Annotated in this window: 9 protein-coding genes; 2 read left to right on the top strand and 7 right to left on the bottom strand. The window is 63.4% G+C overall.

The window, feature by feature from the left end; genetic code table 11:
- The coding region (locus tag HMPREF2919_RS09340) for an IS3 family transposase (RefSeq protein ID WP_371326253.1) at positions 1-87 on the top strand (87 nt) is incomplete at its 5' end.
- An 88-nt stretch (positions 88-175) separates the two neighbouring features.
- Here the strand turns inward: HMPREF2919_RS09340 and HMPREF2919_RS01585 are convergent.
- On the bottom strand, positions 176-415 hold the full coding sequence (locus HMPREF2919_RS01585; protein WP_005507607.1) for a hypothetical protein: 240 nt from the start codon (positions 413-415) through the stop codon (positions 176-178).
- A 108-nt stretch (positions 416-523) separates the two neighbouring features.
- Positions 524-1,600, bottom strand: a complete 1,077-nt coding sequence (disA, locus tag HMPREF2919_RS01580; RefSeq protein WP_049352358.1) for a DNA integrity scanning diadenylate cyclase DisA — start codon at positions 1,598-1,600, stop codon at positions 524-526.
- A 208-nt stretch (positions 1,601-1,808) separates the two neighbouring features.
- Between disA and radA the strand changes: the two genes are divergently transcribed.
- Positions 1,809-3,242: a DNA repair protein RadA gene (gene radA / locus HMPREF2919_RS01575; protein WP_070630054.1), complete on the top strand. Its 1,434-nt coding sequence runs from the start codon at positions 1,809-1,811 to the stop codon at positions 3,240-3,242.
- A 120-nt stretch (positions 3,243-3,362) separates the two neighbouring features.
- Here radA and HMPREF2919_RS01570 read toward each other — a convergent pair whose 3' ends face one another.
- From HMPREF2919_RS01570 to HMPREF2919_RS01550, 5 genes are all read right to left on the bottom strand, one after another.
- On the bottom strand, positions 3,363-4,691 hold the full coding sequence (locus HMPREF2919_RS01570) for an FUSC family protein (protein ID WP_049340432.1): 1,329 nt from the start codon (positions 4,689-4,691) through the stop codon (positions 3,363-3,365).
- 162 nt (positions 4,692-4,853) lie between these two features.
- Positions 4,854-6,575: a polysaccharide pyruvyl transferase family protein gene (locus HMPREF2919_RS01565; protein ID WP_049340431.1), complete on the bottom strand. Its 1,722-nt coding sequence runs from the start codon at positions 6,573-6,575 to the stop codon at positions 4,854-4,856.
- Positions 6,576-6,577: 2 nt separating this feature from the next.
- On the bottom strand, positions 6,578-7,660 hold the full coding sequence (locus HMPREF2919_RS01560) for a glycosyltransferase family 2 protein (RefSeq protein ID WP_049340513.1): 1,083 nt from the start codon (positions 7,658-7,660) through the stop codon (positions 6,578-6,580).
- Between the two features lie 141 nt (positions 7,661-7,801).
- A complete protein-coding gene (locus HMPREF2919_RS01555) occupies positions 7,802-8,836 on the bottom strand; it encodes an inorganic phosphate transporter (RefSeq protein WP_049340429.1) in 1,035 nt (344 codons plus the stop codon).
- On the bottom strand, positions 8,836-9,453 hold the full coding sequence (locus tag HMPREF2919_RS01550; RefSeq protein ID WP_005504391.1) for a hypothetical protein: 618 nt from the start codon (positions 9,451-9,453) through the stop codon (positions 8,836-8,838). The genes HMPREF2919_RS01555 and HMPREF2919_RS01550 overlap by 1 nt, the downstream gene beginning before the upstream one ends.
- Between the last annotated feature and the right edge of the window lie 237 nt (positions 9,454-9,690).

The raw sequence follows: 9,690 nt of genomic DNA, 5'->3' as shown, positions 1-9,690 counted from the left end.
CATTGGAATACAGTAAGACGTCAGGTAAAGCTTAGGGGCCTGACCCCGGTGGAGTACCGGGTTCAGGCCCTGCAGGAGGCCGTATAGGGGTTACTATTTATAGCGTCCAAGTTTCGGGGCGCAGTTCAGATATCCTCCGGCACGGGGGCTTTTTGTATAGGTCTATTGCGTGGCGCTATTTGGAGGCGCGCGGCTTGGCGAAGCGGCGCTCACCCAGGTACCCGAGCAGGCTACCGAATGCGGTCCACTGCAGTGCCGCCAACAGCAGGGTGGACAGGTCGGTCACCTCAAAGGAATTGGGGATGACCTTGAACCACAGCAACGGCAGGTAAATCAGAAAGAGAATGGGGGACGCCCATACGAAGAACGGGACGGGGCGCTTAGCCGACGGATACTTAGCTCGTGAGTACGACATTGTGACCTCCTTGGGGTGTCAAGGTGTGAAGGGTAACCTCCACTGTCACTACATCATAATGCAAAAGGTCCTTGTGAGGCAGGAAAAGGCCGCCGAGTAGATGTACTTCTAGATGTATTTTTCTAGGCTGCTCTCGGCCATGCGGGAGAGCTGCTCACGCACCGTGCGGGCGCGAGCCTCACCCACACCGTCCACGGCACGCAGGTCCTCAAGGGATGCCGCCATGAGAGCCTGCAGGCTGCCGAAGCGCTCCACCAGACGCTCAGAAATAGCGTTCGGAATGCTCGGAATACCGGCGAGCAGGCGGAAGCCGCGCGGTTGCAGGGGAAGCTCCAGGTCGGGGTTCTCACCAAACCCAACAGCGCGGGAAATCGCGCGCAGATCCACGATGTCCATATCATCCAGGTTCTGAAGCGCCTCAACGCCGGCGGTAATCAGCTCGTCGTTCACCTCGGGCAGGTAGTCGCGCAGAATCAGGTCGCTAGCGGTCATCTCGGGGGCGCGCAGCTCCTCCAGCTGCAGGGCAATGAGGCGGCCGTGCACGCCGAGCTCCAGCACGTAGTGGCTGACCTCGCGGATAATGCGGTTCACCATCTCCATACGCTGAAGGGTCATCGCCACATCCGCCAGGGAAACGTTCGACTCAATCTCCAGGGCAGACAGGCTGGAGAGCACCGAACGCAGACGCTTCTTATAGCTTTCAAGGGTCTGAATCGCCTGGTTTGCGCGGGCCATCAGGTACTGGCTGTCCTCAACCATGTAGCGGGTGCCGTCAACGTACACCGAAATCACGGACATCGAGGCACTCACCGAAATCACCGGGAAACCGGTCTGAATCGCGGTGCGTTCGGCGGTGCGGTGGCGGGTGCCGGACTCGTTTGTCTCAATGGAGGCGTCCGGCATGAGCTGCACGCCGGCGTGCAGTAGGCGGGTGGCGTCACGGTCGCAGATGATAGCGCCATCCATCTTCGCCAGCTCGCGCAGGCGGGTTGCCGAGAACTCAGTGTCGATATTGAAACCGCCCGACGACATGGAGGATACGGTGCGGTCGGATCCGAGTACGATGAGTGCGCCCGTACGGCCACGCATGATGCGTTCCAGGCCCTCGCGGAGCTCGGTGCCGGGGGCGATTCGGGCGATAGTTTTAAGCAATAGGTCACTATAATTCATCTGCACAAAAAACATTGTACCTGTAAGGGCGGTTATTGAGCCAGGTCAGGGGCGGAACGGCGGGCTAAAGTGCCTCAAAAGCGAACGGATATTCTCGATATTTATACAGGAGTGCACGAGGTGAAACTACCTGCATTTAAAAGTAAAAATGCGTTCTGCGGTACCCCATTTCGCCGTGACCAAACACCGCGCGCCATATCGCTCCAGACCCTAAAATAGACCCATGACCGCGCGCACGAAAAACACCAAAACCGCACCCGCCTACCGCTGCACCGAATGCGGCTGGACCACCGCCAAATGGGTAGGCCGCTGCGGCGAATGCCAAACCTGGGGCACCGTCGAAGAAGCCGCCGGAGGCACCCGTGCGCGCACCCGCGCCGCATCCAGCGTGCAGAAACCCGCCCAGCCTATCGCAGAGGTCGACTCGCGCGTAGCCGCCTACATGAGCACCGGAAACCCCGAATTTGATCGCGTGCTCGGCGGCGGACTCGTACCCGGCGCGGTCATCCTCATGGCGGGCGAACCCGGCGTGGGTAAATCCACTCTGCTGTTGGATGTCGCCGCCACCTTCGCGCGCGGCACCGCCGGGAGTGCGGGACAGCAGGGGGTGCAGAATATCGCACCCCAGCCGCCGCGCCCGGTGCTGTACATTACCGGCGAGGAATCCGCCGCGCAGGTCAAGCTCCGCGCCGACCGCATCCGCGCCATCGCGGACACCCTCTACCTGACCAGCGAAACCGACCTCGGCACCGCCCTGGCGCATATTGAGCAGATCAACCCCTCCCTGCTGGTCATTGACTCCGTGCAGACCCTCGCCTCCGCGGAAGTTGAGGGTAGCGCCGGCGGTGTGACCCAGGTGCGTGAGGTTGCCGCCTCCGTGATTGCCGCGGCTAAGGAACGCAATATGTGCACCCTGCTCGTGGGTCACGTGACTAAGGAAGGCACCATCGCGGGCCCGCGCCTGCTTGAGCACCTGGTGGACGTGGTCTGCCAGTTCGAGGGCGATAAGCACTCGAATATCCGCATGCTACGCGCGATTAAGAACCGCTTCGGACCCACCGACGAGGTGGGCTGCTTCGACATGCACGAGGACGGCATCGCACCGGTGCTGGACCCCTCCGGCATGTTCGTCTCCAGTACCCCGCACCCGGTGGCGGGCACCTGCGTGACCGTCACGATGGAGGGCCGCCGACCCCTGCTCGCGGAGGTACAGGCGCTACTGGATCAGGCGGTGGCACCCGCCCCGCGCCGTACCGTTTCGGGCCTGGATTCGGCGCGTATTCAGATGCTGCTGGCGGTGCTGCAGCGCCGCGCCGGGCTGAACGTGGGCAAGCTCGACTGCTATGTATCCACGGTGGGCGGCGCAAAAATTGCCGAGCCCGCCGCCGACCTGGCGTGCGTTATGGCGCTTGCCTCGGCGGCGCAAAATAAGCCGCTACCGCGCAAACTCGCAGTCTTCGGCGAGGTGGGCCTGGCCGGTGAAGTGCGCGCCGTGCCGGGCATCCGCCAGCGCATTGCGGAGGTGGGCCGCCTGGGCTTCACGCACGTGCTGGTGCCCGCCTCCCCGACCGGCGTGGGGGACGTGCCCGAGGGCGTGACCGTGCGTGAGGTAACCACCCTGGGCGAGGCGCTCGCGCTGCTCTTCCCGCAGAAGTAGCCACCCGCGCATCAACAGCATAGAGATAGCGGAGGAGGGGGCTCCCGGCTGGCGTGAATGCCGGCCGGGAGCCCCCTCCGCTGTGTCTTGACGGTTGCCACTGACCCCGCTAGAACCCCGCTAGGAGGAGCGGCTCTCCTCCTCGTTCTCGTGCAACATGATGTTGATCGAGCGGGTGTTGAGCTTGTTCGTGCGGTGGGTGTTCACCGCGCTATCGGTCACGTCGTCAACCACCATGGAGTCATCCATGTCAGCGTCAACAATCGGGATTGCCGAGGTACGCGGTGCGTGCTTCGTGACCGCCTCACCCAGGGGCACCAGAACCGCCACGGCGTCCTTGTGGGACATACCGGTTGCCTCCATAAAGTCCACCACAATCAGGCGGAGCATCAGCACGAGTGACTCGCCCTCAAAGGTTGCCACACCCATCGTGCGCGGCTCGAGGGTGCCGGCAAGCTTAATCATGCGCTCGCGTGCCTCCATCATGTAGTGCTCGCGTTCGCCCTCTGTCGGGGCAGACATGCCCAAGCCGAGGCTCTGTGCCGCCACCGACAGCTCGGTCAGCGCGTCACTGAGCGAGAGCTGCGCGGCAGTGCGTAGCTGCACGTGGTGAATCGTGGACGCCATGCGGCGGTTGAGCACGCGGTCGTTACGGATCGCCAAATCTACCGCGGCGAGGGTCTTTGCCATGCGCGCCAGCTCGCCCTTGCTCTTGCGGCTATTCCAGGACAGCTCATTCATACCCTGCGCGGTGATTAGGTCGCCTCGGCACGCATCATACAGCGGTTGCAGGGCGCGTGCATCAAGCAGGCTCTGGTACGCCTTGTTGTAGTCGTAGTAGCGGATTGCCTCAGAGGAAAGCTGGAAAACCTTCGCGAACGCATCCATGAGAGCCTGCGCGCGTTCACGCGGGTTCTTACGCGGGTCGCGTGGCATCAGGTACATGGCGAGGAACGCGAAAGCGCCACCAACAATACCGTCGAAACTGCGGGTGAACGCATCGTCAGGTACGGGCAGCAGCAACGTGAAACAGGCCTGGAAGCTGAGCTGAATCGTAAAAATAATGCCCTTATCAATAAATCGGGCAATAATCACGGTCAAGAAAAGCACCACTGCCGCCTGCCAGGTGCCGTGACCGAGCAGAATCAGCAGAAGGTCGCCAATGAGAATGCCGAGGGTCACGCCGAAGGAGACCTCAAGGATTCGGCGGGAATGCTTAGCACCGCTTACATAGCCGAGGGATACGAGGGCAGCGACCGGCGCGAAAATGGGTTCCTGGTGGCCTAGGATGTGCTCAGCGAAAAGCCAAGCGCCCATAGATGCCGCAACAATCTGCACAGACTGAAAGAAGTCAGCCCGGACTCGGTGAATACCCTCATGGACGAACTGCCGGGTGTTCTGTTCAGTAGTGCGTAGAATCTCTGCGAAGCGTGCCATGAGCACCATCATACCGGCGCGTGTGCTCTGTACAAGGGGGTAGGGGAGTGTTGGGTGCAAGTGTGAGAGACCCCGCGCCCCGAACCCCGCTTAGCGCCCCGGCTTGGGCGGTTTTGCGTGCCGAAACCTCAGCTTGCGTACCGAGACCTCAGTGCAAGGGGCTTAGCCGCGAATCTAGCCGCGGAGGCGGCGCGCCACCCTCGCCAGCAGACCCGGCTGGGCGGGATGCGCCTCGGCGGGTGCTTCAGAATAAGCCTCAACGGTGACGGGGCGCGTCTGTTCCGCACCGTGCGCGCTGTACCCGCCGATTGCGCGGGCACACTCGAGCTGCCGGCGGTGCTCGGCATCCCAGGAGTGAGCCCGGTCAGACATCGCCCACTCGAACCCCGCGGTGAGGGAGGTTTCGGTGAAGAGCTCGCGTGCGGCACGGACGGTCGCACCCAGCGGCTCGGGGAGCGCCGGAACCTGTTCCACGGTGGGGAAGGGGGCGGGTGCCTCTACTTCGTCCAGCTTTTCTGCGCCAGATGCAAGAATCTGCGTGAGCAGGTAGGCGCGCTCGGCGCGCAGAACCTCCAGCAGCTCGGTGCGGCGTGCATCCGATGCCACCGCCGCGTGCCGCAGGGCGGCGGCAACCATCAGCTCGGGAACACCGCCGGCGAGCATGCCCAACGGCAGGGTGAACTCGCCCAGCCCGTACTGGCGCAGGGCGCCGCCCACGCGCATCTGCGTGAATGCGTCCGGCACGAGGGCGAGCACGGGAATGCCCGCCGCGGCGGAGAAGACCGCCGGGTGGTAGCGGCTGGTCAGGGTGAACGCCGCCGCGCGGTGTACCGCGATGCTCTGGTCGGCGTGCAGAATCGGCAGCAGGGTCGCCGGGGTGGAGGTGCTGAGCCGCTTGGCGATGCGCTGGTGCGCCTGAATATCGCCGCTTGCCGGGTCCTGCGGGTCACCGTAGTGGCTCAGGAAGACGGGTGCGTAGCCGTGCTCGCGCCACATGCCGTCGAGCAGGCGCGCAATCTGCTGTGCCTGCTGGTCGGTGCACTCGTTGACGGTCACGCAGACGTAGTGCTCCGGCAGCTCATCAAGCGCCTGACCTGCGGAAACACCCTCCGCATAGTGCAGAGTACGCGCCGGAGAAGCTACCGGGTAGTCGGTGGCGTCATCTACGCTCAGGCGCGCGTCAATACCCCGCTCACGGCACCAAGCGAGGGAAGAACGTTCGCGCACCGTCACCGAACGGGCGGTGCGCAGCATGCGCTCCAGGATCTGCGCGTCCTCGGGGTTGAGGACCGGGCCCAGGGACTGGCCGGTCACGTACACGGGCACGCCCGCATGCTCGGCGGCACGCACCGCGGCGGCGCGTTCGTAGAGCAGCCAGCCGTAGCGGGAGTTGAGGTTGCCGCCGCCGGAGACCACGACCGCGTCCATGGCAGCGATAGCGTCCGCGAATTCCACCATGCGCTCAACGGTCTGCGCCAGCGGATGCAACACCTCCGGCAGCGCCTGCACCTGCGGCAGAGCTACCAGCTCAGAGGTGGAGGGGCGCTCTCGGTCGGCGTGCAGCTGCGTCAGGACGCACTCGAGCGCCGCGAGGGTCAGCTCGCGTTCAGCCGGCGCCCAGGGGAAGAGGAAAAACGGCAGGTACTCGTAGGGCGCGCCCGCCTCATGCTGTGCCGCCTCATGATTCACCGCTGCGCCAATATAGCGCGCCGAATGGCCCACATCGCGGGTCATGAGGGTGACCGCCGCGCCGCCTTCGGAAAGCGCTGCCGCGCTCGCGATGGTCATGGCTTCGTCGCCCACGTGGTAGGTGTGCTGGCCGATATCGCCAATGACGAGCACGCGCGGTGCTTCAGTAACGGGCAGTGCTGTAGAAGAATGATTGTTCTCTGTCATGGCTATGCGCCCTTCTGATCTGCCGACCCAGCCTCTGCCGAACCAGCCTCAGCACCGCGACGAACCAGGGAACGCTTCGCCAAGGAACGCAGCGCGCGGCCCGGGGTGCGCAGGTGCTTCAGAACCCGCAGACGCTCCTCAATAGCCTGCTGGCGGTTCTCAATAGCCTGCTGACGGGCCTCGATACGTTCCAGGCGGCTCTCAATAGAGCGCAGAATATCTAGGGATTCGCGGGTCAGATCGTGCCCGTCAATCACGCGACGCTCCAGGTCAGCCGCCAAATGCGCCTGATACAGGTACGCACCGGGTCGGGCACCCGCCTGCAGATCCTCGCGGATAGCGCGGGCACGCACCAACGAATCGAAGCGGGCATGATCAGCCTGACGCTTCACGCTATTTGCCTCAGCACCTTCTGCGTCGGGGCGTAGCGACCAGTACGCCAGCGGCTCATCCACCAGCAGAATATCCGCAACGGAGGCGGCACGCATGTTGAACTCCCAGTCGCCGACCACCGGCAGGGACTCGTCGTAGAAACCGACCAGCTCGTGTAGGCTGCGGCGGTAGAGAATACCGATTGGCACGGCACGGTTCGTGCGGAAGAGGAACTGCAAACCCATGCCGGGCAGGCCGTCGTGGAAAATACGCTCCTCGTACACCTCGAACTCGCCGTCGGCGTTCTCACGTTCGTACCGCTCCACAACGCGGGTGGTGCACATGAGCGCGCCGCTCTCTTCCAGCGCCGCGACGGTGCGCTCCAGGAACTCGGGTGCCCACAGGTCGTCGTCATCGTGAATCGCCACGTATTCGGAGGTGGTCGCCGCCAAACCGGCGTTGGATGCCGCCTCCATGTTGCCGCCAGCGGTGGTCAGCAGCTGCACGCGGCTGGAATCCTGCGCGTTAGAACCCAGCAAACCCAGCGGGGAAGCCTCAATGACGGCGCGGGTTGCCTGCTCGTCGCCTCCGTCGTTAATCACGCAGACCGTGTAGTCGGTGAAGGTCTGCTGCGCAATATTCTCCAGCGCGCGGCTCAAGAAGCGGGGGCGGTCCTTTGTACGGACCAGAATAGCTACGGTAGGAGAAGACATAACCACAATCAGTCGAGGGTGAATGGGCCCGTGCCAGCCCAAGAACTCAACCATTATGAGGGTGTGCACCGTTCAGACTCAACCCGCCGCCCGGCTAACCCGCGACAGTGAGCATGCAGGGGCATGCACCGCCCCTAAAATCTAGTGGATGGACTGTAGAGCCACCATCGCCAGCACTCCGAACACAAAGCACGCCGGAATGGTCACCAGCCACACCAGAAGAATCTGCAGAACAATCCTGGACTTCAACGCGTTAAAACGCTGATTCACGCCCGCGCCGAGCGCCGATGCCGTTGCCAGGTGCGAGGAGGAGAACGGCACCTGCAGCAGGAAGTAGCCGATTACCTGCACCACAGCGGTGGTACCCTGAGCGACCGCACCACGGAACGGGTCTAGGCGCACCATCTTGTAGGCGAAGGTGTAGCCGATGCGGCGGCCACCGGTCAGCGTACCGGCACCCAGGCTGAGGGCAATAATGATGGTGCCCAGCAGCATCCCGCCCCAGGTGAGGGACTGAATCAGCGCCGGATCCATGATGCGTTCGCTCAGTAGCGCCCACAGCAGCAGGTACAGGTAGCCGGTCTGCAAGCCGTGTAGCAGCGAAATTGCGGAGGCAGACACCGCCAGCACCTCGCGGGCATGCTGATTCACCAGGCGCGGGTTGTGGCCGACCACCAGCCGGTAGAACGGCACCACCATCAGCCAGGACAGCAGAAAAATGAGCGGCGGCAGGTAAAAGAGCGGCAGCAGGGTCGCCCCAAAAATATGCGGCAGGAAGGCGAGAGAACCAAAGCCTTCAGCGGCGCTGTCACTCCTCGTCTGGGTCCACCAGCTCACGCCGGCGAGGGCACCGACCAGTGCGTGAGTCGAGGAGGACGGCAACCGCAGAAACCAGGTGAGCACACCCCAAATAGCGCAGACGAGTAGCGCCGCAATGATGCCGTTCAGGCCGGTGGTGCCTTCCGGGGCACTCACCCACGAGGCGGAATACTCACCGAGCAGCAGAAACGCACCGATTACACCGAGCACGTTGAAGAGCGCGGCAAGGTACAGGGCGGAGCGTTCGCCAAGGGCGCGGGTACGCACCGGAACAGCGACGGAGTTGGAGGCGTCGTGCACACCGGTAACGTAGACCGCGGCAATGAAGGCGCAGCAGGCTAGAAGACCCAGGAACATTAGGATTCCTGAACGATAATGCGGCCGATCTCGGCAGACACATCACGCATAGCGTTGGAGGCGGCGGTCAGCTGCGCCAGGAAGGTGGCGTAGCGGCGGTACCGTTCGGGGGTGTAGCGTTCGGCAATGTACGCGTCGTACTCTTCGGCGGTGCGTAGCGCCTGGCGGGAGATGCGCAGCATGTCCATCCAGTAGTTGTCGAGGCCGCGAATATCAGCAAGCTTGGGGATGACGGCGGCGGTCAGCACCGCCTGACGCTGAATGATGTCCAGGATTGAGGTGATGTGCGTGGCGAAGCCGTCAATGCTGTGCAGGGACAGCACGTGCGCGGCGCTGGTGAGCTTCTCAACAGCGTTGGTGAGCTTGCGTGCCAGCGTGTACAGGTCTTCACGCGGAATCGGCGGGGAGAAGGAGCTGCGCACCTCGGTGAGGGTGCGGAACAGCAGGTTCGTGGAGTCCGCCTCGTGGGTGAGCATGCGTTCGAAGAGTTCGGGGTACTCCGCGACGGGGGAGCCGACCATTTCTGAGAGCAACGCAGCGGCCTCACCGACCTGCGCTGAAATTTCAGCGAGGGAGGCGAGGGATTCGTTGGCGTGGGGGAAAAGTCGGTGCAGCATAGTTCCCAGTCTAACCAGTATTGGGTGGTGCGGGTGCGCATAGCCCGCGCGTATCTCATGAGCGCTCGAGCTTCAGACACAACTGCGTCGGGCTGACGGCGGCTTCTAGACGGGGTTTTAAGCAAAAAACGGTGGGGGTCGATTTCTCGACCCCCACCGGAACGTTTAGGGATGTCGGGTTGGGAGCGCCTCTCGGCGGAAGGCCGCTCGAAGCGGCTAAAGATTTGGAGCCCGGGG

This window comes from Rothia sp. HMSC068E02 (genome assembly GCF_001813565.1).
Taxonomy (GTDB): domain Bacteria; phylum Actinomycetota; class Actinomycetes; order Actinomycetales; family Micrococcaceae; genus Rothia.
The sequence above is the reverse complement of the archived record's forward strand: the minus strand, read 5'-3'. Positions and strand labels throughout refer to the sequence as shown.

Bases quoted from the DNA above. Each gene is read 5' to 3' on its own strand.
- HMPREF2919_RS01560 (WP_049340513.1), bottom strand. From the start codon at position 7,660: ATGTCTTCTCCTACCGTAGCTATTCTGGTCCGTACAAAGGACCGCCCC.
- HMPREF2919_RS01555 (WP_049340429.1), bottom strand. From the start codon at position 8,836: ATGTTCCTGGGTCTTCTAGCCTGCTGCGCCTTCATTGCCGCGGTCTAC.
- radA (WP_070630054.1), top strand. From the start codon at position 1,809: ATGACCGCGCGCACGAAAAACACCAAAACCGCACCCGCCTACCGCTGC.
- HMPREF2919_RS01565 (WP_049340431.1), bottom strand. From the start codon at position 6,575: ATGACAGAGAACAATCATTCTTCTACAGCACTGCCCGTTACTGAAGCA.
- HMPREF2919_RS01585 (WP_005507607.1), bottom strand. From the start codon at position 415: ATGTCGTACTCACGAGCTAAGTATCCGTCGGCTAAGCGCCCCGTCCCG.
- disA (WP_049352358.1), bottom strand. From the start codon at position 1,600: ATGTTTTTTGTGCAGATGAATTATAGTGACCTATTGCTTAAAACTATC.
- HMPREF2919_RS01570 (WP_049340432.1), bottom strand. From the start codon at position 4,691: ATGATGGTGCTCATGGCACGCTTCGCAGAGATTCTACGCACTACTGAA.
- HMPREF2919_RS01550 (WP_005504391.1), bottom strand. From the start codon at position 9,453: ATGCTGCACCGACTTTTCCCCCACGCCAACGAATCCCTCGCCTCCCTC.